Raw genomic sequence first — 23,092 nt, 5'->3', positions numbered from 1 at the left:
CTATTGTACAATAATGGCCATTCCTGAAGTGATTTAATTTATTTAGGAATGGAACTTATAATTAACCACACCCGAAAAACATTCGATGTACTTCCCGAAAATCTGGAGGCATTACTGGCTATTGAGCTGCCAGGAAAGAGAAAGGGCATCGCTGTAGCTCTTAACAACCGTATTATTCCACTGTCCGCCTGGGCGGAAACCATCCTCAGTAATAACGATTCTATTTTAATCATCACTGCCACTCAGGGCGGTTAATTCTCATATTAAATACCAATACTTATGGCTCACTCCATTACATGTTCGCCATTTCCGAACTCAAAGAAAATCTATGTTGAAGGAATATTACATCCTATCAATGTAGCCATGCGTGAAATACAGCTTAGTCCGACCAAACTGACCAATGGCGGCTTTGAACATAATGCCCCGGTAACAATTTATGATACTTCAGGGCCTTACACCGATGAAAATGCAACCATTGATATTCAGAAAGGACTTCCGAGAATCAGAGAGCAATGGATTCTGGATAGGAATGATGTGAATATCCTGGACGGAATTACTTCTGAATACGGGAAAGCCCGTTTGGCAGATCCACGTCTTGATGAACTGAGGTTTTCCTATGACCATAAACCTAAAGTGGCCAAAGAAGGAAAAGAACTTACCCAGCTTTATTATGCCAAACAGGGAATCATCACTCCGGAAATGGAATATGTGGCGATCAGAGAAAACCAAAGGATAGAGCAGCTGGATTCCGTATCTAAAGAAATGAGCTTTCAACATCCGGGACACAGCTTTGGAGCGAATACTCCGAAAAATAAGATCACTCCGGAATTTGTAAGAGACGAAATTGCTGCAGGAAGAGCCATTATTCCGAATAACATCAACCATCCGGAAAGTGAACCGATGATTATCGGGAGAAATTTCCTGGTAAAGATCAATGCCAATATCGGAAACAGTGCCGTTTCATCCAGTATTGAAGAGGAGGTGGAAAAAGCGGTCTGGGCTTGCCGATGGGGAGCAGATACCATTATGGACCTTTCTACAGGGAAAAATATTCATGAAACAAGAGAATGGATTATCAGAAACAGTCCGGTTCCGATAGGTACCGTTCCTATTTATCAGGCATTGGAAAAAGTGAAAGGTGTTCCGGAAGATCTTACATGGGAAATCTTCAGAGATACGCTGATTGAACAGGCTGAGCAGGGAGTTTCTTATTTCACCATCCACGCAGGGGTTTTATTAAGATATATTCACTTGACAGCTAACAGAGTAACCGGAATTGTATCCAGAGGAGGATCGATTATGGCAAAATGGTGTCTGTTTCATCATAAAGAAAGCTTCCTGTATACCCATTTTGAAGAGATTTGTGAGATCATGAAAAAATACGACGTGGCTTTCTCTTTGGGAGATGGTCTTCGCCCGGGATCTATTGCAGATGCCAATGATGCAGCACAGTTTGCAGAGCTGGAAACGTTAGGTGAACTGACTAAAATTGCCTGGAAGCATAATGTGCAGGTAATGATTGAAGGTCCTGGACACGTTCCGATGCACATGATCAAGGAAAATATGGATAAACAGCTGAAAGAATGCCATGAAGCCCCGTTTTATACCTTAGGCCCTTTAACCACGGATATTGCACCGGGGTATGATCATATTACTTCCGGAATCGGAGCAGCTATGATCGGATGGTTTGGCTGTGCCATGCTTTGCTATGTAACACCGAAGGAACATTTGGGACTTCCGAATAAAGATGATGTAAAAGTTGGGGTGATCACCTATAAACTGGCAGCCCATGCGGCAGATTTGGCAAAAGGTCATCCAGGCGCACAATACAGAGACAATGCATTAAGTAAAGCAAGATTTGAATTCAGATGGGAAGACCAGTTCAATCTTTCATTAGATCCCGAAACAGCGAGAGCGTATCATGATGAAACTCTTCCGGCAGAAGGAGCAAAAATTGCCCATTTCTGTTCCATGTGCGGACCGAAATTCTGTTCTATGAAAATCACCCAGGAAATCCGTGAATCTGCAGAAAAAGGAATGCTGGATAAATCGCAGGAATTTATTGAAAAAGGAAAAGAAATCTATATATGATCCTTGTTATCACCCCTGAAATGATCTTTCCTGAAGAAACGGATATTATTAATGTAATGTTTCAGGAAGGTCTTGATCTGCTTCATATCCGAAAGCCATGGATCAGCCGGGATGAAATGATTGAATTGATCAGTAAAATTGATGAAACTTTTCATTCACAGCTGGTGCTGCATACGCATTATGATCTTGGAAAGGAATATCAGATCTCAAGGTTCCATTTCAGGGAAATTGATCGGCAGGAAGAAATGTATAAGTCTTTTGTGAAAGAAAATACCATTTCAACTTCAGTACACGATATCACAACCTACAATACTTTGGATAAAGAATGGGAATATGCTTTCATAAGCCCGTTCTTTCCAAGTATATCCAAAAAAGGGTATGGACTGGATTCTACCATTAAGGAAGAAATAAAACACAGGAATAATCCGGATGTGAAATTAATTGCCCTTGGAGGAATTGATCAGGATAATATTCATGAAGTCTTCGAATCAGGTGCAGACGGAGTCGCTTTATTGGGAGCTGTCTGGGAAAGTGAAAAACCAATAACAGTATTCAGAAAATGCAGGAACGTCCTTATGTCATAAGTATTGCAGGCTTCGATCCCAGTGGTGGAGCAGGCTTATTATCAGATCATAAAACTTTTGAACAATCCAAAGTAATGGGATTGGGAGTATGTACTGCACTGACATTGCAAACTGCTTCCCAATGCCTGAGTTTAGAATGGCGTCCTATAGAGCAAGTAAGTGAAGCCATTGAGATATTGATGGAAAACTATCCCGTTTCAGCAGTAAAAATCGGAATTGTAAAGGATGCTGAATTTTTAAGCAAAATTGTACAAACAGTTCAAAAGAATAATTCTGAAGTTAAAATCGTTTGGGATCCTGTTCTGAAAAGTACTTCTGAATTCACTTTTTTTGATCTTGAAACACTTCTTCAATTAAAAAATACCATTAATAAGCTCAGTTTAATAACTCCCAATTATAATGAATACAATGTTTTAAAGGAAAATAATCTTTTGCCGGATACCCATCAGTGCGCATTGCTGATGAAAGGAGGGCATAGAAAAGATCTGTTGGGAACGGATATTTTAGTTGAAAACGGAAAAGAAACTCTTTTCGTTCCAGCCGAAAACAATACAGTATATTTTCCTAAACATGGTTCAGGATGTGTTTTATCCTCAGCTATTACTGCAGAACTTGCGAAAGGGAAAGATATGGAAGCGGCCTGCCGGAACGGAAAATTATACATCGGAAAATTTTTAAAAAGCAATCCCTCTTTACTGGGAACACATTCATAGAAAATATGGAAAAATTACAATACATATCGCAGGGAAATACAATGCAGGAACAGGAACTGCATATCCGTAACGCTTTGGATAACGGAATCCAATGGGTTCAGGTACGATGGAAAAATGCGCCTGAAAATGAATTAATCAGCCTTTGTAAAACTTCAAAGAAACTTTGTTCAGAATATCAGGCGGTTTGCATCATCAACGACCATGTACAAATAGCTAAAGAGATCGATGCTGAAGGTGTGCATTTAGGACTAGATGATTGCTCTGTTGATGAAGCGAGGCTGGTCTTAGGTGAAAACAGCATTATTGGTGGAACAGCAAATACGCTTTCAGATGTGATCCGGAGAATTAAAGAACCCTGTGACTACATTGGTTTGGGGCCATTGAGATTTACGACAACAAAAGAAAAGTTAAGCCCTGTTCTTGGATTTGAAGGATATCGGAATATCGTTGAAGGGTTAAAAGATAGATCAATAGAAATTCCTAAAATATTTGCAATCGGTAGCGTTAACCCTGAAGATATTTTACCATTACAGGAAATTGGAATTTATGGTGTTGCGGTTTCCGGGATTATTACCAGGCAGCCAGCGATTATTAACGAATTAAAAAAAGTAATGATATGAACCATCAGAAATTAGAAATAGCAGGAAGAACTTTTGAATCAAGACTGTTTTTAGGAACAGGAAAATTCGGAAGTATGAGAGATATGGTACAGTCTGTTATCGCATCGGAAACTAATATGGTAACTATGGCGCTCAAAAGAATTGATGCCCAATCCAGCGGGGATGATCTGCTTGATTCATTAAAAGAGACTAATGTTCATCTTCTTCCTAATACTTCCGGAGCCAGAACTGCTAAAGAGGCTGTCTTGGCAGCACAGTTAGCCAGAGAAGCGCTGGAAACAAACTGGGTAAAACTGGAAATTCATCCGGATCCGAAATATTTACTGCCAGACCCCATTGAAACCTTATATGCCACTGAAGAACTGGCTAAATTAGGATTTATAGTAATGCCTTACATTCATGCTGACCCGGTTCTGTGCAAACGGCTTGAAGACGCCGGCACAGCAGTGGTTATGCCTTTGGGAGCACCTATTGGAACGAATAAAGGATTAAAAACACAGGACTTTCTTGAAATAATCATCAGCCAGAGCAACGTTCCTGTGGTGGTAGATGCAGGAATAGGGGCACCATCTGATGCTGCAAAAGCTATGGAAATGGGAGCGGATGCCGTTTTGGTGAATACTGCGATTGCTGTCGCGAGAAATCCACTGAATATGGCGGTCGCTTTTAAAGAAGGAGTTATTGCCGGAAGAAGGGCTTTTGAATCGGGGTTGGGAGCCATTTCCAGTCACGCTGAAGCTTCAAGTCCGCTGACTTCGTTTTTATTTGAATAAATTAAGATTATGAAAAGCTTTAAAGAGGTTTTTGAAAACTACCAATGGGATGAGGTAAAGGATAAGCTTGAAAAAGTAAACCCAGCTGATGTAAGGTACAGCCTTCAGAAAAAGAATAAAAATCTTGATGACTTCCTGAATCTTCTGTCACCTGCCGCTTCTGGGGAACTGGAGCTGATGGCAGTGATGACGAGGGCACTTACCCAGAAACGATTTGGAAAAACCATTCAGCTTTATGCCCCACTGTACCTCAGTAATGAATGCCAGAATATCTGTACGTACTGCGGATTCAGTCTTGATAATCATCTGAAAAGGAAAACCCTCTCCGATACGGAGCTGATGATAGAAGCATCAGTTCTGAAATCAATGGGTGTGAATCATGTACTGCTGGTAAGCGGTGAGGCCAATAAAATAGTAGGTGTACCTTATTTTCAAAATGCTGTCCGTAAACTAAAGCCTCATTTTTCCAATATTTCCATCGAAGTTCAGCCTTTAATGGAAGAAGAATATAAACTGCTTCATGAAGAAGGAGTACATTCCGTATTGGTCTATCAGGAAACCTATCATGAGGATGTCTACAGGGAATACCATCCGAAAGGTAAAAAATCAAACTTCCATTTCCGCCTGGAAACTCCTGACAGGATAGGAAGAGCAGGAATTCATAAAATAGGGCTGGGAGTCCTGCTTGGACTGGAAGACTGGAGAGTGGACAGCTTTTTCAATGCCTTACACATCGATTATCTTCAGAAACAATACTGGAAAAGTAAGTTTTCGGTTTCCTTTCCAAGGCTCAGACCCGCTGAAGGAATTATTGAGCCCAATTTTATTATGGAAGATAGAGATCTTCTTCAGCTGATTTGTGCCTACAGAATCTGGAATGAAGATGTTGAGATCTCTATTTCTACCAGAGAAAATGAAGTGTTCAGAAACAATATTGTGTCTCTTGGAGCAACAGCCATGAGTGCGGGTTCAAAAACCAATCCGGGAGGTTACGCTGTAGATAAAGAATCTCTGGAACAGTTTGAAACCAGTGATGAACGAAGTATGGAAGAGATTAAAATCATGATCAAAAAGGCAGGCTATGATCCTGTGATGAAAGACTGGGATTCTGTTTACAGTGGATTTTAAAATTTTTAAACCGTTAAGGACTTTGAAGAAGTGAAGCTGAATTAAGAAAAATCGAAGATTTTTAACATAGCATCTTTTAACGCGAAGCCCAGCTTAACTCTTCACGAATCTTAATGGTTCAATTATCATAAAGTATGAAAAAAGAAGATTATTTTTCACGGTACAGCCGGCAGATATTTATTGAAGAAATAGGATTGGAAGGACAAAAGAAGATAAGGTTCTCCAAAGTTCTTGTCATCGGGGCAGGAGGCTTGGGAAGTCCTGTTATTCAATATCTGGCTGCTGCAGGGGTAGGAACTTTAGGTGTTGCAGATTTTGATGAGGTTGAACTTCATAATCTGAACCGGCAGATTATCCATACGGAAAACAGAGTAGGATTATCCAAAGTAAGGAGTGCTGAAACCTTTGTAAAAGAACTCAATCATCAGGTTATATTCAAAGGGATTGAAAAAAAAATCAATGAAGATAATGCCGAAGAAATCCTTGCTCAATATGATATTATTATTGACGGTTCAGACAGTTTTTCAACAAGATATCTGGTGAATGATACCTGTGTGCAACTGAAAAAAACGCTTGTTTACGGGAGTATCTTAGGTTTTGCAGGGCAGGTTGCCGTATTTAATCATAATGGAAGTAAAAACCTCAGAAATATTTTCCCGGAGCCGCCATTTGATGAAGATATACCGGATTGCGACAGCCTTGGGGTATTGGGAGCTCTTCCCGGAGTAATAGGAAGTATGATGGCGCTTCAAACCCTGAAAATTATTACAGATCTTCCGGTGAGTGTTAATCAGCTGACATTGGTAGACACACTGAACTGGAGATTTCAGACGATCGATTTTTGATATAGATGAACACTAATGTCACAAATGTTTTTACAAATAATACTAATTCAATATCCATAGGAACTGGCTTTAGCCCATTTTAATCTGTTAATATTCTTCCATTGGCTTTAGCCAAAACTTATCCAACAAATAAAAAAATAGGCGCAAACAAATCATTTTACGCCTATTTTTATTTATATATTGTAAAGAAGAATTACTGTGCCTGCTGCATTACACCTCCGGTATCTTCTTTTTTGGTCTGATTTAAAATATTCGGATCCTCTTTTGCCAGTTTATTCCTTGTTGGGATTTTATAGTTGATGGAAAGTCCGAAGTTTCTTGTGTCATACTTACTGTAGATCATCACTGGATTTCCTGATGGCGGATTAGAACGTACCTGCATCACCTGTCCGTTGAAAATATCATTGGCAAAAACAGAAAGTGTCAGACGGTTGTTCATAAACTTTTTCGTTAATGTAATATCAAAAGAGTTGTTGAACGGCTTCTCTGCAGTGAAGTAGAAATATCCTGCTTTAGGAGTCAGATAACTGTAATTGGCCGTCAGTTTGATATTTTTAGGCAAAATAATCTGCGTCATGATATTGAAAATCCAGAATCCTTTATTATTCAGATTATCGATTTCATGTTTCTGATAGCCGGCGTATAAGTACATGAAGTTGATTTTGTCAGGATTGAAATCGAATTTCATGATCTCACTCAAAGGCTTGCTGAAAATCATAAAAGGAACCGGTAGCCCAACATTGAAGTTGTGAATTTTCATATTCGAAATATTCACCTGCTCATTGAAGAGTTTTCTTCCGTCTTTTCGGATGATCTGTGCTACCTGATTGCTTGCTGAGCTTACACTGTACCCAATAAACGCATAATCAAAAGCTGATATTTTCAATTCATAATTATCAAAAATAGTAGGCTGGAGATTCGGGTTACCGTTTACTTCTGTACTTGGCCCGGAGAATGTTACGTTATTCGGGTTCAGGGCAGAAATACTTGGCAGGCTGATTTTTCTGTTGTAATTCGCGGCAATATAAACCTGATTCATCATGTTATACTGTACGCTTGCATTCGGAAAAAACTTAAATTTATTGAAAGGAATCAAATTGGCCTCCACCAGTTTTGCATCTTTATCAAAATACCTTGTTATCCCGGAAATATCATAGTTTTCTGCACGTGAACCCAATGTGAAATCAAACTTTTTCAGCTTAGCCTGGAATTCTAAATAGGTTGAAGCGGTCTGTCTCTGATATTCAAGATTGGTCAAACCAAAACTTTCAGTGTGATAATCCTGTCTTTCATATAGACCACCAAAGCTTACTTTCCCTCCGTCAAGAAGCTTGATAGGCTGGGCATAATCTACTTTAAAGTTGGCAATATTCATCACAGATTTATTGTTCAGAATGTCTTTTAATCCATTGGTAGGGCTGTCAAGGGGCTCAGTGGGATCGTTTACAAATGTTCCATCCTGAAAATAATTGTCCTGAGAAAACTTGCTGTCTGATCTCGTATATCCAAACTGGAAGTCCAGTTTTTGAGATTTATCAGCAAAACGTTTCTGATACGTTACCACAGCTTCCTGTCTCAAATTATTGGTATGGGCAACGTCAGAAGAAGTATAAAAAGCTTCTCTTAAATCCTTCGGATCTCTTCTGAAAGGTAAATCTCCATGCCCGTCACTTAAAGTATAGTTGTCATTATTATTGTGGTAAATATCGTAGTTTAGTAATAACCTGTCCTGTCCCAAATCGAAAGTTAATCCGGATTTTGCAAAATATCCACGTCCGTATCGATCGGTATGACTTGTTAAAAGCTCGTCCTGCTGGCCGTTCAGCATACTTTCACGATAATTCTGCCCTACATTCAGCTGCCATCCGAAATATTTATTTCTCGCATTTAAATTAACGGAATTTGTAGTTCTGCTTCTGTATTGGTCATAATTTGTAAAAGAATAATTTCCTGAATAAGTAGCCGTTAAGTATTTGTTTGCGTTTTTGTTGGTGATGATGTTCATGATGGCACCTCCGGAAGTTGCCGGAAATTCTGCGCCTGGCTGCGTGATTACTTCTATTCTTTCTACAGAGTTGGCCGGCATCCCTTCAAGGAAGGAGTTCAATTCATTGGAGGTAATGTTCAATGGTCTTCCGTTAAGGTATACTTCCAGCATTTTTCCCTGGTACATCATTCCTGCAATATCGGTAGATACAAGCCCTGGAAGCTTTTTTATCCCTTCCAGAACATTTCCGTTGTTCAGCTGAGGCTGCTCAGAAAAGTCAAAAATAGTACGGTCTGCTTTTTGTTCAACGGCTTTTTTAGTTTTGGTGATCACTACGCCTTCAATTTGCTTTTCCTGAGGTTTATTATTTTTTTCCTGTGAAAAAACAAAAACAGAACTTAATAAAGATAAAGCGAAAATCGTTTTTTTCATAATGTTTTTACTGTTATCAGGTTAGACGCTGAAAAAGATAATTTGTTACGCTAAAATGTTGAAAATCGAAAAATTAGGCTAAATATTTTTTTATTTCCGAAATAATTATATCTTTGCCAGGTAATTATCAAGAATCTCTAGATGGGATAGCAACCTGCAAAAACAAGCAAGGTGCTGCAATCGATAAGCCGGATCTACCGGAAAAAATGTTTATCATTCTATCATTACTCCCATCTTGAATTTTTGTTTTAAAGTTAGAATCAAATGTTTAAAGACAAGGGAAATCCCCCAACATCAGTATTTTTTTATTCTTCAGATCATGAAGTAAATCTTCATTATTCTGATATGTTCTCATGCCATTTCTACATGCGCATGTGTTGTTGTTTCTAGCCTTTTCTATTTCTAAAAAATAATACAACATTCCGGAATTTATGGTAACCTTAGTATATAGGGTTACAGGATGTGTATTGCTCAAAAAACAATTTTTAACAACAAAAAACACAACATACGCTATGCAAAATTTTAAAAAAAGAATTTTTATCCCTTCTATTGCGCTTATTTCTACATTTTATTATGCGCAGACAGATACCTTACAATCTAAAAAAATAGATGATGTGGTCATCCTTGGATCAAGAGGTTCGGGGAGATCGCTTACAGATACTCCTGTGCCGGTAGATATCATTAATATATCAAAAATTTTAAAACAAAGTCCGTCTAACAATATCAGTCAGGCTTTAAATTATATCGTACCCTCATTTTCATCCACCTCTCACACAGTGAATGACGGGACTGATTTTGTAGACCCAGCTCTCCTGCGGGGATTAGGACCGGATCAGGTTTTAGTTTTACTCAATGGAAAAAGAAGATATCAGTCTTCGCTTATTAATGTTACCCTTACTCCCGGAAGAGGTTCTGTGGGAACAGATCTTAATGCTATTCCTGCTTTTGCATTAGAAAAAATAGAGGTTTTAAGGGATGGGGCTTCTGCGCAGTATGGATCTGATGCTATTGCGGGAGTGATAAACCTTGGGCTGAAAAAAAGATTGGGGCTTTCCGGACAGGTATTTTTAGGAGGATATGCTTCTCCTGTTACCAATAATTTCTCCGGAGGAGTAGACGGGCAGACGATTTCTGTAGATCTCAATTACGGAGCTAAAATAGGAAAAACCGGATTTTTTAATGTTACCGGTTCTGCTCAATACCGTGATCCTTATTCCAGAGCCGGAGTGAGAGAAGGTGATATCTTCAATGCTTATAATGCTATTAATTACAGAGCATTACAGGATGGAGTGAATATTGATGGACTCTATAAAAATATTACCAATACTCCCAACACTCAGCAAATTATCAACACCATTAAACAGTATGCCACCAAAGTAGATTATTTCGGGAATGATTTTCAAACTCAAATATCGGGAGCAAACAGCATTTCTGAGCTTCAAAAAATATTGGGTAAAGATTTTACCTCCCAGGAGCTTAATTACAGGGGATTGGAGAGAAAAGATTTCAGTCTGAGAGCCGGGCAGTCAAAACTACAGTCCGGACAGCTCTTTTTCAACTCTGAAATTCCTGTTAATGATGAATGGAAAGTTTATTCATTTGGAGGCTACAGTTACCGTCTTGGAAATGCGGGAGGATTTTACAGGCTTCCGAATAATGAAAGAAATATCAATGGAATTACCCCCAATGGATATCTGCCCCAGATAGAAGCCACCGTAAATGATTATTCCCTTGCTGCCGGAATTAAAGGAAAATGGAATGGATGGAATGTGGATTTCAGTAATACATTCGGGAAAAATGTTTTCGGTTTTGGTGTTGTCAATACTTTTAATGCATCCCTTACAGATGGTTCTCCAAGAACTTTTGATGCCGGAGGATCTGAGTTTTCACAAAATACCGTCAACCTGGATTTCTCCAAAAAATATGATGTCCTGAAAGGGTTGAACATTGCATTTGGTGGTGAATACCGACACGAAAATTATAAAGTAAATGCTGGAAAAGAAAATTCTTATGCTTCTTATGATATCTATGGCCGTGTAGTGACATCTAAAACTCCTGAAAATCAAAAGGTAACCGATTTTTTTGGAAGTGTAAGACCCGCAGGAGCTCAGGTTTTTCCGGGATTCAGCCCTGAAAATGCAGTCTCCGGTAACAGAAACAGTATTGCAGCTTATGCCGATGCAGAACTGGAAATTACGGACAGATGGCTGTTGGAAGGGGCTGTACGATATGAGAATTATTCAGACTTCGGGTCTACGTTCAATTATAAGGTGGCAACCAATGTAAAACTGGCTTCCAATCTCAACTGGAGAGGTGCTGTTTCTACAGGGTTCAGAGCACCTTCATTGGCTCAAATCTATTACAGTTCTACCTCTACGCTGATTCAGCAGGGAAAGACAACACAGGTAGGTACTTTCAGAAATAATTCTGAGGCTGCACAGGCATTGGGTATTCCAAAATTAAAACAGGAGACCTCACAATCCTACAGCACAGGAATTACATGGAAGATCCCGGCATTAAGCCTGACCTTTACAGCAGATGCTTACTTAATAAAGATTAAAGACAGAGTCGTACTGACTGATCTTTTCTACCGTCCTGATGGTAGTTTTACTCCTGGCTCAGATCAGGCCGTTCTACAGGATGCTTTTGATCTCGCAAGAGCCAGCGCAGCCAATTTCTTTGCCAATGCCGTAGATTCTCAGACAAAAGGGTTGGATATTACCATTTCCCAGAACTCAAAAATCTCATCAGGGGTTTCTTTGGAGAATAACCTGGGAATCAACTTTAATCAGACCAAAAGAATAGGGGATATTCATGCATCTCCTAAACTGGTAAGTCAGATCAATAATTATTTTTCAGAGCCCAACAGAATATATTTTGAAGAAGCTGTACCCCGTGTAAAAGCTACATTGGGCAATACTATAAGAGTTTCCGGTTTTACTTTCGTACTGCGTAATTCTTTCTTTGGTAAAGTGACCGATGCAGATGTTGTGGATGCTAACTTTGATGGGGTAACAGGAAGTACAGAGCACTTCATCCTTAACAGCCGCGTGATAACAGATCTGTCAGTAGGTTATAATTTTAATAAAAATATTTCAGCAACAGTAGGAAGCAATAATATCTTTAATATTTTGCCTTCTAAAAGCCCTGCTATAAGTTCATTAACAGCTGATAACCAGTTTGTCTATTCCAGACAGGTTTCCCAATATGGTATAGGCGGAAGGTTCTTGTTTGCAAGAATTGAATTCAGTTTCTAATATAAAGACTGACGTTTTGATTAAAAAAGACAGAGGTTCAATCTCTGTCTTTTTATTTATTTCAGTGAAGAAAACTCAGTGAAATCATATTCTGCGGAAGAGGTAAAAAGCTGTCTTAATACTGCGGCATGTCCATTTCCGGCAATCACAAGAATTCTGTCTTCAGTGTTGTGAGGAATGTTTTGAATATTACGGAACATTCTCAGGTTTCTGCTGTACCAGTAAAGCGCAAGCATATCTGCACCGTCATGTTCTCTCAGTTTAAAATCGCCGCTCAAATAGGCTCCGTATCCATATTGATGGCTTTCTTTGGAATTCATATAAGTAAAAGTGTCCAAAAGAGATTTAAAATTTTTAGGCTCGGAACTCTTGTAGAAAGCAATAAACTGTTGGGAGATAGGGTCATCACTTCTGAAATCATAATCTTTACTAAGACTTTTAAAAAATGCAGAATCAGTTTTCCCAAAATGTTTTTCAAGATCATCCAGAACAGATTCTGCGTCAATGCTGAATAGTTCGTTTATTGTAAGTTCACTGGCTAGTCTCATGGCAAGTTGGTAACGTTCATCTCTTTTGTCACGGTGTTTGCCTTCGTTGTATTCCTTTAGCTTTTGATTGGCGTTCCAGCCTGGCCAGGCTTCTATCGCAATCTTTGTCGGCTTAAATTTTTTAATATATTCTACAAGTTCTGTGACTTCTTTTGCTGTTTTAGGAGAGAGTACATCTACCTGATCTTCCTTATTGGTTTTATGAGCATCCAGATTAGGATAATCAAAATGAAAGGTGCCTACCACCAGGACTTTTGTCTTTGGATTTTTAAAATAATCTGAAGGTTTTTTTTGAGCAACTACTGATGTAGAAAGACATACAAGAAGGATATAAATAAAAGTTTTCATAAGTTTATTTTTTAAATTACTGTTAATTATTATTGTGCGCGGTTTTTTTCTTCGAAATTCACCGCTCTGTTATTGGATTTAATTTTCTGGTTTCCAAAATTATAAGTGATGCTGAGTGTCATTCTTCTGGCATCCCAGTAGTTGTTGAATGACTGTGTATTATCTGTAAAATACATATCTCCCTTATATCCGGACTGTTTAAAAATATCACTCACCGAAAGGTTAACCTGAAGTGCTTTTTCCACAAAGCTCATCTTTATTCCAGCATCAAGGCTCGCTCTGTTCCTTACAGCGGTGTATCCGTCACGGGAAGGAAGATTATGCCAGTAGTTAACAAATAACATGAACGTTTTAGCTTTATTTAATTGAAATGTATTATTGAGTGAATAATAGAACGACTGTCCGTTTTTAGGAACCAGATTGAATCTTGTAATCTGAGTTTCATTATAACTGAACGAAGTTGAAATATTGCTTTCCCATATTTTGAAGAAAGTATCTGTATAGTTCAAATTAATTCCATAATTATCCTGATTATAGTAATTCTCAAACGTGCTGATGAGGTTAATCCCGGTCAGAAATGTAATCTGATCAAAATTATTCGTCGTTCTCTGGTAGTAAAGATTGGCAGAAAATTTACTTTTAAACATATAGTTAAGTTCTATATTATGATTAAAAGAGGGCTGGAGACTCGGATTTCCGGAATAGTAGGTGTTTGGATTGGAATACCATCGGAAAGGATCCAAAGCCCGGAAATAAGGACGGTTAATTCTCCGGGAATAATTAACGCTGAACTGATTATCCTGATTGGCTTTATAAGACAAATAAGCTGTTGGGAAGAACTTACCATAATTATTTTCGGACTGCGATTGTGTAGTAGGGGAAAATCCGTTGGTTTGTGTATATTCGTAGCGGAGTCCTGCTTTCACAGACCATTTTTCGCCAAGATCTTTACTGGCACCCAGATAGGCAGCATAATTCTTTTCATTATAATCAAAAAGATTGCTTCTCGAAGGATCTATAAGGTAATCACCATTGATAAAATTAAAATATCCGATGTCTGAATTATTAGAAAACTGGCTGTATTTTGCTCCGGTTTCCAGCTGTATTTTTTTGAAGTTTAAAGTTAAATCTGCCTGCCCTGAATATATTTTATAATCCACTGACGAAAGATTTCTTACCACCTGTGCTGAATTGTTGGCAACATTTCTCGTCGTAAAATTTACCTCTGTATCCGGAAGATTTCCATAATAATTGGCTCCCAGGCTTAGCTTATGTTCTCCGAATTTCTGATCAAAATATAAATTCAGCATCTGTGAAGTAAAAGAAGAACGATGCCTGGAATCCGTATCTGTTTGTAAAGTAGGAGTATTGTCGGTAAAATAGTTTTGTTTAGAGTTGATATCCATATTGGAATGTCCCTTCGAAATATCATAAACCAATCCGATATTGGAATTTTTGGAAAGAGAATAATCAACATTAACATTCAGTCCTAATCCGTCATTCATATCCCGTCTTTCATCCCTGCTGACGGAAGAACTTTGGCCGATTATCTTATAATTTTCTACCGATCTTTTGTCTCCGTCATATCCCTGAAGTTTTATTGAGGCTTTCACTTTTTCATTCTGATAGTTTACGCCTGCCACACTACTGAATGCAGCATAAGTTTTTTGCGTATAATTCGTGTTCAGGTAACCATTCCATCCAAGATTCTGATTTTTTTTAAGAACAATATTGATAATTCCGCTGTTTCCCTGAGCTTCATATTTAGCAGGTGGTGTGGTAATCACTTCAACTTTCAATATGTTTTCGGAACGCAGGTTTCTCAGATAATTGATCAGTTCAGTCCCGGAAAGATTCAGCATTCGGTCATTGACCATTACAGAGACTCCATTTTTCCCTGCTATGGAAAGCAGTCCTTTGTTTTCATCTACCTGCAGTAGAGGTGTGCCGGCTAGAACCTCAGTTCCTGAACTTCCCTGTGAAAGCATAGAGTTCTGAACATTGTAGACAAGACGATCTACTTTACGCTCTATCAGTACCTTTTTACCATTCACTGTAACCGCTTCTATTTTGTTGACATTGGCGGTGTCTTTGGTTTGTGCTGCTGAAAAAGAACAAATCAGGGTAGCGATAAATAAAATGTGTTTTTCCATATTATAAATGACAGATTGAATGATATTTATATTACATTTCTTCTGCAAAAATACAGGCTGTAATCAATCAGTAAAACTGTTTTTAGATGAAGTGCAGAATTCTGTGTATCAAATAAATTTCGTCGGAAAAAAACAGGTTTTTGTCGAAAACAATTGTTGAATTATGCCTTTAGAGATTTATATTTGAATATGAATAAAAAGCAAATTATCTGGCTTCAAATTATTTACTGGGGCTTCAATTTCATAGGAACTGTCATTACGCCTAATTTTTTTGTTCCGGAAACTAACCGTCGGGAAGTACACATTCTGAGGGTCACTTTTTTTATTGTGAAAATTGTCACATTTTATATATCGTATTTCTTTATTTTCCCAAAAGTTTTTAAACTTGAAAAACTGTATTCGGCAGTTTTCGTTTTTATACTGACTCTGCTATGTTTTGCCGGGATGAGATATGCTTTAGAAGAAATTATTCTGCCTTCTACTCTTGGTTTTCGCAATTATGATGAAAATACAGGACTTCTTTACTATCTTTTTGATAATATATACAATAGCTCTCTCACTACTTTCATTGCCGGGATTCTATGGATACTGGAGAAATATGGAGTGGCTGAAAATGATAAAAAGCAGCTTATGATCGAAAAGAAACAGGCAGAGCTTCAGGCCCTTAAGACCCAGATCAATCCTCATTTTATTTTTAATTCATTAAATAATATTTATTCACTTGTCTATCAGAAGTCAGATAAAGCGCTTCCCGCTATAGAAGAGCTTGGACAGTTGTTGAGATACAGCACGAAAGACCTTGAAAAAGACTCGATTTCTCTGGATAAGGAAATTGGATATATTGAAAGTCTGATTGCACTGGAGAAACTCAGGATCAGAAACCCTGAACTGTTAATCATAGAGAAAAATATTCAGCATCCTCATCTGAAGATTTCACCCATGCTGCTGGTCCCTTTTGTAGAGAACGCCTTTAAACATGGAGATTTCCGTGATAAGGGTTTTGAAATGAAAATATCAGATAATGACAAGATACTGTATTTTTATCTTTTTAATTATAAAACACAGAAAATGAAAGATGTTGTTTCAGGAATTGGAATTCAGAATGTGAAAAAAAGGCTGGAAATATTATATCCTAAGCATCAGCTTGAAATCCGGGATTCGGAAACAGAATTTATTGTAGATTTGAAAATTGATTTAAAGGATGAATAAGATAAAATGCATTATCGTTGATGACGAGCCATTGGCAATTTCTCTTCTCGAGCATTATGTAGAAAAAATACCTTTTCTTGAACTGGTTTTTTCTACAGAAAATCCTATTCAGGCTTTGGAATATCTGCAGAAAAATGATTCTGACCTTATCTTTCTGGATATCCAGATGCCGGAACTTACAGGGATCAACTTTATGAAAATTGTAGGAACCAATCAAAAATATATTTTAACAACAGCCTATTCGGAATATGCACTGGAAGGGTATGAGCATAATGTGGTGGATTACCTTATGAAACCTGTTTCTTTTGAAAGATTTCAAAAAAGTGTTTTAAAGGCTCAGGAGCGTTTTTCTTTTCCACAGGAAGAAAATACTCATTTCTTTGTAAAGTCTTCGGGACAAAAGCATCGCATAGGCTTTCACGAGATTCTTTACGTTGAAAGTATCAAGGACTATGTCAATATCCGGACGGAAAATAATGAATTTATTGTTCTTGATACCCTTAAATCAATGGAAAACCAGCTTCCTGAAAGATTTGTGCGGATTCATAAATCTTTTATTGTCAATCTGGATAAAGTGAAAAGTATCGGGGCTAAAAAAGTGATTCTTCCTGATTATGAGATTCCTATTGGAGAAAGCTATAGAGCAGGTCTTCTTGATAGAATATCATAATATACATATGAGAGCTAAACCTTACAGGTTTCTAAAACCTGTAAGGTTTGGAGTATGTACCCACAAAGTTCAGCAAAGGAAAATTTAAAGACATTTAAAATAAAAGACGGCTTCAACTGAAGCCGCCTTATATTAATTAATCTAACAATTAACCTTATTTTTCCTGTTGTTTGATCAGGTTCAGAGCAGAACCCGCCTTAAACCAATCAATTTGCTGATCGTTGTAAGTGTGGTTTGCCATGATGATATCTTTAGTTCCGTCTGTATGGATGAACTCTAGAGTCAGCTGTTTTCCCGGAGCGAACTGATCAAGATCTAAGAAATTAACGATGTCGTCTTCCTGGATTTTGTCATAATCTGCTTCGTTTGCGAAAGTGATTCCCAGCATTCCTTGTTTCTTAAGGTTGGTTTCGTGGATTCTCGCAAATGATTTTACCAGTACAGCTTTCACGCCAAGGTGTCTCGGTTCCATCGCAGCATGTTCTCTTGAAGAACCTTCACCATAGTTTTGGTCTCCTACAACGATGGTTGGGATACCCGCCGCTTTGTAAGCTCTTTGTACTGCCGGAACTTCACCGTATTCACCGGTTAATTCGTTTTTAACTTTATTGGTTTCCATGTTGTAAGCATTTACCGCTCCGATCAACATGTTGTTTGAAATATTGTCCAGGTGACCTCTGTATTTCAGCCATGGCCCCGCCATAGAAATGTGGTCGGTAGTACATTTTCCGAAAGCTTTGATCAGTACTCTGGCTCCTGTAATGTTTTTACCATCCCAGGCAGGGAATTCTTCCAATAACTGAAGTCTGTCTGAAGTTGGGCTTACATTCACAACAACTTTAGAGCCGTCTTCTGATGGAGCCTGATATCCGTTGTCGTCTACTGCAAAACCTTTTGAAGGCAGTTCATACCCTTTAGGTTCATTAAGTTTTACCTGTTCACCGGCTTCGTTAGTTAATGTATCTGTAATTGGATTGAAGTCAAGTCTGCCTGATATCGCAACCGCAGCAACCATTTCCGGAGAAGCTACAAAAGCATGGGTATTCGGGTTACCGTCAGCTCTTTTAGCAAAGTTTCTGTTGAAAGAGTGGATAATAGAGTTTTTCTCTCCTTTTTCAGCACCTTCTCTGTCCCATTGTCCGATACATGGTCCACAGGCATTGGTAAAGATTCTTGCGTTTTCAAATTTTCTGAAAGAATCCAGGAATCCGTCTCTTTCTGCTGTGAATTTTACCTGTTCGGAGCCTGGGTTGATCCCTAAGATTGCTTTAGGTTTTACTCCTTTTGATACAGCATCTTCAACAATTGAAGCTGCTCTTGATAAATCTTCATAAGAAGAGTTGGTACAGGAACCGATAAGAGCCCATTCAACTTCCAGCGGCCATCCGTTAGCTTCAGCTTTAGCTCTGAATTCAGCAACCGGAGTTGCCAAGTCCGGAGTGAAAGGTCCGTTTAAATGTGGAGTCAGCTCAGATAGGTTGATTTCTATTAATTGGTCAAAATATTGTTCAGGATTGGCATATACTTCAGCATCACCTGTTAGATGTTCGGCAATTTTATCAGCGGCATCTACTACGTCCTGTCTTCCGGTAGCAGCAAGATACCTTCTCATAGAATCATCGTATCCGAAAGTAGAAGTTGTAGCCCCGATTTCAGCACCCATGTTACAGATAGTTCCTTTACCGGTTGCTGAAAGAGATTCTGCTCCTTCCCCGAAATATTCTACGATACATCCTGTACCTCCTTTTACCGTTAGGATCCCTGCTACTTTTAAGATGACGTCTTTTGCAGAAGTCCATCCGTTCATTTTACCGGTTAATTTTACTCCGATAAGTTTAGGCATTTTAAGCTCCCAGGCCATTCCGGCCATTACATCTACTGCATCTGCACCTCCTACACCAATGGCGACCATTCCAAGCCCTCCGGCATTTACTGTGTGAGAGTCAGTACCGATCATCATACCTCCCGGGAAAGCATAGTTCTCCAATACTACCTGGTGAATGATCCCTGCTCCCGGTTTCCAGAACCCGATTCCGTATTTATCACATACAGAACTTAAGAAATTGAATACTTCGGAGTTTTTGTTGATCCCCTCCTGTAAGTCTTTATCAGCACCTACTTTTGCCTGGATAAGGTGATCTGCGTGCGCAGTAGAAGGAACAGCTACTTTAGCCTTTCCTGCCTGCATGAATTGTAAAAGTGCCATCTGTGCTGTGGCGTCCTGCATCGCTACTCTGTCTGGTGCGAAGTCTACATAAGAGTTCCCTCTTTCATGTGCTTGTGTAGCATTTCCTTCCCAAAGGTGGGTGTAAAGGATTTTTTCTGAAAGGGTAAGAGGTTTTCCAACGATTTGTCTTGCTGCTGCAATTCTTTCAGGATAACGCTCGTATACCTTTTTGATCATATCAATATCAAAAGTCATATCGTATTTAATTTTGTTCTTGTCTGTAAAGTCTCATTCTTTGATGATAAAAAAGAAAAACTATTTCTTTACATATCAAAAAACGTTCCTATTGTCCATTAATAGGAATGATTTTGACTATAAAATCAAGAGATTTTATAACTTTCAATTTAAGAAAAAATAGATTTCGTTTTTCAGGTTATATTGAAAAAAAATCGTATTTAACTTAAAATAGAAACATTCTAAACAAAAAATTGAAAGATCTTAAATCCTAAAGGACTAAAATCTTTCAATTATATAGTTTTCAAAAGTCTTGCGACTTATTTGTTAATTCTCTTAGTGAGCGCTTGTACTGGTCAGTTCTTTAATAGACGGTACAAACGTTGTAAGATCAATGCCTTCAACGGCTGCTTTATACTCATCGATGCTAGGAATTCTACCGATAATTGCAGATAATACCACAACCGGAGTAGAAGCAAGCAGGGATTCTCCTTTCTTACGTTCAGAATCTTCAACAACTCTTCCCTGGAAAAGACGGGTAGAAGTTGCTAAAACAGTATCTCCTTTAGCAGCTTTTTCCTGGTTACCCATACAAAGGTTACATCCCGGACGCTCAAGGTACATGACGTTTTTGTACTCTGTACGCGCTTCTCCTTTTGGAGCATTGTCGTCGAATTCAAATGCGGAATATTTCTCTAATAATTCCCAGTCTCCTTCTGCTTTTAATTCATCAATGATATTATATGTAGGAGCCGCCACTACAAGTGGTGCATTAAATTCTACTTTTCCTTGTTGTTTTTCAAGGTTTCTAAGCATTTGAGAAACAATCTTAAGATCCCCTTTGTGAACCATACAAGATCCAACGAAACCAAGGTCTACTTTTTTCTCACCTCCATAGTAAGAAAGATCTCTGATGGTATCGTGTGTATATCTTTTGGAAACATCTTCATTGTTTACATCCGGGTCAGCAATCATGGGTTCAACGATAGCGTCAAGATCTACAACTACTTCAGCATAATATTTAGCGTTTGAATCCGGAGTCAGGGCTGGTTTTTCTCCTGATCTGATCTCTTCAATTCTCTTGTTGGCTTTATCAATTAATCCCTGAAGAACTTTATTGTGGTTATCCATACCCTTGTCGATCATGATCTGGATTCTGTTTTTTGCGATTTCCAGTGATTCGATTAATGTATTATCTTCAGAAATGTTGATCGAAGCTTTTGCCTTCATCTCAGCCGTCCAGTCTGTAAAGGTGAATGCCTGGTCAGCAGGAAGTGTTCCGATGTGAACCTCAATGATTCTTCCCTGGAATACATTTTCTCCTCCAAACTGCTTCAGCATCTGAGCCTGCGTTGCGTGTACCACATCACGGAAATCCATGTGTTCTTTCATGTTTCCTTTGAAGGTTACTTTTACAGATTCAGGGATTGGCATAGATGCTTCACCGGTAGCCAATGCAAGCGCAACAGTTCCTGAGTCAGCTCCGAAAGCGACACCTTTTGACATTCTTGTGTGAGAGTCACCACCAATAATGATAGCCCACTCGTCTACAGTGATATCGTTAAGAACTTTGTGGATAACATCAGTCATGGCATGGTATTCACCTTTCGGGTCACGGGCTGTAATCAGACCGAACTCATTCATGAATTTCATCAGCTTCGGAATATTAGCCTGAGCTTTTTTGTCCCAAACAGAAGCGGTGTGGCATCCGGACTGGTAAGCTCCATCTACAGTAGGGGAGATTACGGTTGCAGCCATAGATTCCAATTCCTGAGCAGTCATCAAACCTGTGGTATCCTGTGAACCTACAATATTTACTTTTACACGAACATCTGAACCTGCGTGTAATACTTTTCCTGGAGTGACTCCAACAGCATTTCTGTTGAAGATCTTTTCTACAGCGGTAAGCCCCTGTCCTTCGTGAGAAATTTCTTTTGATGGAGCAAAAACAGAAGGTGCTTCAATTCCTAAAAGCTGAGCGGCAAATGTCTGTAGCTTCTTACCAAATACAATGGCATAAGAACCACCCGCTCTGATGAATTCCATCTTCTGCGGAGTGAAAGATTTGGTAAGGTCGATAAGTTCTTTATCTCCGTTGTATAATTTTTTTTCTTTTGTATTGATTGTTAAAACAGTTCCTGTTGCTACAGAATAAGCTTCTTCAAGAACGGGTTCACCGTTTTCGTTAAGAACAGGGTTTCCGTTCTCATCTACTTTCTTTACCCAGTTTTTAAGGTCAATCCCAATACCTCCGGTAACGTCTACTGTCGTAAGGAAGATCGGAGAAATACCGTTTGTTCCTCCTACAATAGGAGCAATGTTTACAAATGGTACATATGGGCTGGCTTGTTTTCCTGTCCAAAGAGCAACGTTGTTTACTCCTGACATCCTTGACGATCCTACGCCCATGGTTCCTTTTTCAGCAATAAGCATAACGCTTGCATCAGGATGTTGTGCCTGTAAAGCTTTAATCTCTTCCTGGGCCTGTGGAGTGATCATGCATTTACCGTGAAGTTCACGGTCTGATCTCGAGTGGGCCTGATTACCTGGAGAAAGTAAATCTGTAGAGATGTCTCCCTCACCGGCGATGTATGTTACCACTTTGATTTCTTCAGCAACTTCAGGAAGCTGGGTGAAGAATTCCGCTTTTGCATAGCTTTCAAGGATTTCTTTGGCAATTTCATTACCGCTTTCATACGCATTTTTCAGACGGGTAGTATCTGCTTCATAAAGGAAAACCTGTGTTTTAAGAACATTGGCCGCTTCTTTAGCAATAGCTGCATCACTCCCTAAAGCAAGGTCCAGCAGCACTTCAATAGAAGGTCCGCCTTTCATATGAGATAATAGTTCAAAGGCAAATGCCGGGGAAATTTCTTCTACTACGGATTCACCTAGAATAATTTCTTTTAAAAATTTAGCTTTCACTCCCGCTGCACTTGTTGTTCCGGGTAATGTGTTATAAATGAAAAATTTAAGAGAATCCGCTCGGTCAGGATTACCTGAGTCTTTAATTTGTGTAATGATTTCGCTTAGTAATTCAGCACCATCAATCGGCTTTGGATGAAGCCCCTGGGTTTTTCTTTCTTCAATTTCTTTGATGTAATCCTTATAAATACTCATAATAGAAGGTCTTTCAAAATTAAAGGTAGCCCTGCTTTTTCTTTACCGGTCTGTATAAATACAGTTAATGACATTTTGAGTTCTCGCATTTTGACGCAACATTAACCGAATAAAGTCAGCATAATCTACACTTTTTTTAAAAGTTTTTTAAAATTATCAAACATTTCAAAATGTTCCCAAAATTACGAAATTTTAGAATTTTATAAGGATGAA

Annotated in this window: 16 protein-coding genes and 1 riboswitch; of the genes, 11 read left to right on the top strand and 5 right to left on the bottom strand. The window is 38.6% G+C overall.

The window, feature by feature from the left end; genetic code table 11:
• The first annotated feature begins 48 nt into the window (after positions 1 to 48).
• From thiS to AC3FI7_RS14840, 8 genes are all read left to right on the top strand, one after another.
• The gene (gene thiS / locus AC3FI7_RS14875) at positions 49 to 255 is read left to right on the top strand and encodes a sulfur carrier protein ThiS (protein ID WP_142725105.1); all 207 of its coding nucleotides are present in this window, start codon (positions 49 to 51) and stop codon (positions 253 to 255) included.
• Positions 256 to 279: 24 nt separating this feature from the next.
• Entirely contained in the window at positions 280 to 2,091 is a 1,812-nt protein-coding gene (thiC, locus tag AC3FI7_RS14870; RefSeq protein WP_142725104.1) for a phosphomethylpyrimidine synthase ThiC, read from the top strand.
• Positions 2,088 to 2,675: a thiamine phosphate synthase gene (locus AC3FI7_RS14865; protein WP_491460407.1), complete on the top strand. Its 588-nt coding sequence runs from the start codon at positions 2,088 to 2,090 to the stop codon at positions 2,673 to 2,675. Before thiC ends, AC3FI7_RS14865 begins: the two co-directional genes overlap by 4 nt.
• Positions 2,651 to 3,388 (top strand): hydroxymethylpyrimidine/phosphomethylpyrimidine kinase, encoded by a 738-nt coding sequence (locus AC3FI7_RS14860; protein WP_491460406.1) that lies wholly within the window; start codon positions 2,651 to 2,653, stop codon positions 3,386 to 3,388. Before AC3FI7_RS14865 ends, AC3FI7_RS14860 begins: the two co-directional genes overlap by 25 nt.
• A 5-nt stretch (positions 3,389 to 3,393) precedes the next feature.
• Positions 3,394 to 4,008 (top strand): thiamine phosphate synthase, encoded by a 615-nt coding sequence (locus AC3FI7_RS14855; protein WP_491460405.1) that lies wholly within the window; start codon positions 3,394 to 3,396, stop codon positions 4,006 to 4,008.
• Entirely contained in the window at positions 4,005 to 4,781 is a 777-nt protein-coding gene (locus tag AC3FI7_RS14850) for a thiazole synthase (protein ID WP_343661084.1), read from the top strand. Before AC3FI7_RS14855 ends, AC3FI7_RS14850 begins: the two co-directional genes overlap by 4 nt.
• A gap of 9 nt (positions 4,782 to 4,790) precedes the next feature.
• Positions 4,791 to 5,909 (top strand): 2-iminoacetate synthase ThiH, encoded by a 1,119-nt coding sequence (gene thiH, locus AC3FI7_RS14845; RefSeq protein WP_343661086.1) that lies wholly within the window; start codon positions 4,791 to 4,793, stop codon positions 5,907 to 5,909.
• A gap of 134 nt (positions 5,910 to 6,043) precedes the next feature.
• Complete coding sequence (locus tag AC3FI7_RS14840) at positions 6,044 to 6,754, top strand: HesA/MoeB/ThiF family protein (protein WP_343661088.1); 711 nt, start codon at positions 6,044 to 6,046, stop codon at positions 6,752 to 6,754.
• A 193-nt stretch (positions 6,755 to 6,947) separates the two neighbouring features.
• Here AC3FI7_RS14840 and AC3FI7_RS14835 read toward each other — a convergent pair whose 3' ends face one another.
• Positions 6,948 to 9,173 carry an outer membrane beta-barrel protein gene (locus AC3FI7_RS14835; RefSeq protein WP_491460404.1) on the bottom strand — a complete coding sequence of 742 codons (2,226 nt, stop codon included), beginning with the start codon at positions 9,171 to 9,173 and terminating at the stop codon, positions 6,948 to 6,950.
• A 119-nt stretch (positions 9,174 to 9,292) separates the two neighbouring features.
• Positions 9,293 to 9,390, top strand: a riboswitch (SAM-I-IV-variant riboswitch).
• Between the two features lie 295 nt (positions 9,391 to 9,685).
• Here AC3FI7_RS14835 and AC3FI7_RS14830 point away from each other — a divergent pair.
• Complete coding sequence (locus AC3FI7_RS14830) at positions 9,686 to 12,430, top strand: TonB-dependent receptor plug domain-containing protein (protein WP_491460403.1); 2,745 nt, start codon at positions 9,686 to 9,688, stop codon at positions 12,428 to 12,430.
• A gap of 56 nt (positions 12,431 to 12,486) precedes the next feature.
• Here the strand turns inward: AC3FI7_RS14830 and AC3FI7_RS14825 are convergent, their stop codons facing one another.
• Together AC3FI7_RS14825 and AC3FI7_RS14820 are read right to left on the bottom strand one after the other, a co-directional pair.
• Positions 12,487 to 13,326, bottom strand: a complete 840-nt coding sequence (locus AC3FI7_RS14825; RefSeq protein WP_142725095.1) for a DUF5694 domain-containing protein — start codon at positions 13,324 to 13,326, stop codon at positions 12,487 to 12,489.
• A gap of 29 nt (positions 13,327 to 13,355) precedes the next feature.
• Positions 13,356 to 15,479 carry a TonB-dependent receptor domain-containing protein gene (locus tag AC3FI7_RS14820; protein WP_491460402.1) on the bottom strand — a complete coding sequence of 708 codons (2,124 nt, stop codon included), beginning with the start codon at positions 15,477 to 15,479 and terminating at the stop codon, positions 13,356 to 13,358.
• A 189-nt stretch (positions 15,480 to 15,668) separates the two neighbouring features.
• Between AC3FI7_RS14820 and AC3FI7_RS14815 the strand changes: the two genes are divergently transcribed.
• Both AC3FI7_RS14815 and AC3FI7_RS14810 read left to right on the top strand, forming a co-directional pair.
• Positions 15,669 to 16,688 carry a sensor histidine kinase gene (locus tag AC3FI7_RS14815; protein WP_491460401.1) on the top strand — a complete coding sequence of 340 codons (1,020 nt, stop codon included), beginning with the start codon at positions 15,669 to 15,671 and terminating at the stop codon, positions 16,686 to 16,688.
• The gene (locus AC3FI7_RS14810) at positions 16,681 to 17,358 is read left to right on the top strand and encodes a LytR/AlgR family response regulator transcription factor (RefSeq protein ID WP_491460400.1); all 678 of its coding nucleotides are present in this window, start codon (positions 16,681 to 16,683) and stop codon (positions 17,356 to 17,358) included. Before AC3FI7_RS14815 ends, AC3FI7_RS14810 begins: the two co-directional genes overlap by 8 nt.
• 154 nt (positions 17,359 to 17,512) lie before the next feature.
• Here AC3FI7_RS14810 and AC3FI7_RS14805 read toward each other — a convergent pair whose 3' ends face one another.
• Positions 17,513 to 19,780 carry an aconitate hydratase gene (locus AC3FI7_RS14805; protein WP_142725091.1) on the bottom strand — a complete coding sequence of 756 codons (2,268 nt, stop codon included), beginning with the start codon at positions 19,778 to 19,780 and terminating at the stop codon, positions 17,513 to 17,515.
• Between the two features lie 315 nt (positions 19,781 to 20,095).
• Positions 20,096 to 22,879, bottom strand: coding sequence for a bifunctional aconitate hydratase 2/2-methylisocitrate dehydratase (locus tag AC3FI7_RS14800; RefSeq protein ID WP_491460399.1), 2,784 nt, complete (start codon positions 22,877 to 22,879; stop codon positions 20,096 to 20,098).
• Positions 22,880 to 23,092: the final 213 nt, after the last annotated feature.

This window comes from Chryseobacterium sp. TQ-BC-N36 (assembly GCF_058382295.1).
The sequence above is the reverse complement of the archived record's forward strand: the minus strand, read 5'-3'. Positions and strand labels throughout refer to the sequence as shown.

What these genes read in the sequence shown, in the direction of transcription:
- AC3FI7_RS14865 (WP_491460407.1), top strand. Translation starts at nt 2,088, where the DNA reads ATGATCCTTGTTATCACCCCTGAAATGATCTTTCCTGAAGAAACGGAT.
- AC3FI7_RS14850 (WP_343661084.1), top strand. Translation starts at nt 4,005, where the DNA reads ATGAACCATCAGAAATTAGAAATAGCAGGAAGAACTTTTGAATCAAGA.
- thiS (WP_142725105.1), top strand. Translation starts at nt 49, where the DNA reads ATGGAACTTATAATTAACCACACCCGAAAAACATTCGATGTACTTCCC.
- AC3FI7_RS14820 (WP_491460402.1), bottom strand. Translation starts at nt 15,479, where the DNA reads ATGGAAAAACACATTTTATTTATCGCTACCCTGATTTGTTCTTTTTCA.
- AC3FI7_RS14835 (WP_491460404.1), bottom strand. Translation starts at nt 9,173, where the DNA reads ATGAAAAAAACGATTTTCGCTTTATCTTTATTAAGTTCTGTTTTTGTT.
- AC3FI7_RS14815 (WP_491460401.1), top strand. Translation starts at nt 15,669, where the DNA reads ATGAATAAAAAGCAAATTATCTGGCTTCAAATTATTTACTGGGGCTTC.
- AC3FI7_RS14830 (WP_491460403.1), top strand. Translation starts at nt 9,686, where the DNA reads ATGCAAAATTTTAAAAAAAGAATTTTTATCCCTTCTATTGCGCTTATT.
- AC3FI7_RS14805 (WP_142725091.1), bottom strand. Translation starts at nt 19,780, where the DNA reads ATGACTTTTGATATTGATATGATCAAAAAGGTATACGAGCGTTATCCT.
- thiC (WP_142725104.1), top strand. Translation starts at nt 280, where the DNA reads ATGGCTCACTCCATTACATGTTCGCCATTTCCGAACTCAAAGAAAATC.
- AC3FI7_RS14855 (WP_491460405.1), top strand. Translation starts at nt 3,394, where the DNA reads ATGGAAAAATTACAATACATATCGCAGGGAAATACAATGCAGGAACAG.
- AC3FI7_RS14800 (WP_491460399.1), bottom strand. Translation starts at nt 22,879, where the DNA reads ATGAGTATTTATAAGGATTACATCAAAGAAATTGAAGAAAGAAAAACC.
- AC3FI7_RS14840 (WP_343661088.1), top strand. Translation starts at nt 6,044, where the DNA reads ATGAAAAAAGAAGATTATTTTTCACGGTACAGCCGGCAGATATTTATT.
- AC3FI7_RS14825 (WP_142725095.1), bottom strand. Translation starts at nt 13,326, where the DNA reads ATGAAAACTTTTATTTATATCCTTCTTGTATGTCTTTCTACATCAGTA.
- AC3FI7_RS14860 (WP_491460406.1), top strand. Translation starts at nt 2,651, where the DNA reads ATGCAGGAACGTCCTTATGTCATAAGTATTGCAGGCTTCGATCCCAGT.
- thiH (WP_343661086.1), top strand. Translation starts at nt 4,791, where the DNA reads ATGAAAAGCTTTAAAGAGGTTTTTGAAAACTACCAATGGGATGAGGTA.
- AC3FI7_RS14810 (WP_491460400.1), top strand. Translation starts at nt 16,681, where the DNA reads ATGAATAAGATAAAATGCATTATCGTTGATGACGAGCCATTGGCAATT.